This window comes from Oleiphilus sp. HI0067, assembly GCF_001635735.1.
Genome location: NZ_LWFI01000022.1, coordinates 1 through 1126 on the forward strand (window position 1 = coordinate 1; position 1126 = coordinate 1126).

Genomic DNA, 1126 nt, shown 5'->3' on the forward strand with positions numbered 1-1126 from the left:
ATTAGTTGACCATTTGCGTCAGACTAGACCGCTTTCGTATCACGCACTCTTCCCTTAATACAATAAACTAGCTCTAGGATAACAATGAATCGTTCTGTACTTATTGCACTTGGCCTCAGCATCGCAGTTCTAGGTTGGCTTTTTTCTGGCTCATCGAATCAGCCAGCTACGCAAGTTAATGAATTCGCATCTGAAGAACAAACAACACCAAAAGAATTATTTAAAGTCACGGTTCGTCCAATGGTTGCCGAAACTGTTGCCGATATTATTACCCTACAAGGCGACATCGAACCGGCTCGTGCGATCACTGTGAAAGCTGAAACTCATGGCAGCATTACCAACATTGGCGTCGAGAGCGGAACGCGTGTTCAGCAAAATCAAGTCATGCTCAATATCGACATTTCAGATCGACAAGCGCGCCTCGAACAAGCCCAAGCAGAACTAAAGCTACGTGAAGCAGAGCTAAAAGCAGCGCAACAGTTAAAACAACGAAAACTCGTTTCAGGAAATCAACTCGAACAAGCCTTAGCAAATCTTGCAGCAGCCAAATCATCGGTAGAGCAAATAACCGTTGAACTTGGCCATACGCGCATTCGCGCGGCATTTGAGGGCATCGCTAACTATCGCCATGTGGAGTTAGGTGATTATGTTCAAGCCGGCGACCCACTCATCGACTTGATTGACGACCAGCATATTAAAATCATAGCGCGTGTACCTCAACAACATGTTTCCAAGATTAAGCTTGGACAAACTGTCAACGCTGACCTTTTAGACGGAACAACAATTGAAGGGCAACTTTCATACATCTCAAGCCAAGCGGACCCAGCAACACGAACATTTAGAATCGAAGCGACTGCACAGTCAAAGAGCAACCCTCGTCTTGGCCAAAGTGCGCGCGTTCGACTACAGCTCGGAGACATTCTTGCGCACAAAGTCTCATCATCAATTTTGAGCTTAGCTGCTGATGGCAGCATTTATGTAAATGCTGTTGATGAGAGCAATCAAGTAGTTCGCTATGTGGTTGAGATTATCAAAAATGATAGCGATGGCGTTTGGTTATCAGGCCTACCAGAAAACCTTAATCTAATCGTTGTCGGACAGGCTTTTGTTGCAAAGGGACAAACGG

1 protein-coding gene is annotated in these 1126 nt (G+C 45.4%); it reads left to right on the plus strand.

What is annotated here, in order from left to right; all coding sequences use genetic code 11:
* Window positions 1–84: 84 nt before the first annotated feature.
* The coding region (locus tag A3739_RS00555; RefSeq protein ID WP_068499762.1) for an efflux RND transporter periplasmic adaptor subunit at window positions 85–1126 on the plus strand (1042 nt) is incomplete at its 3' end.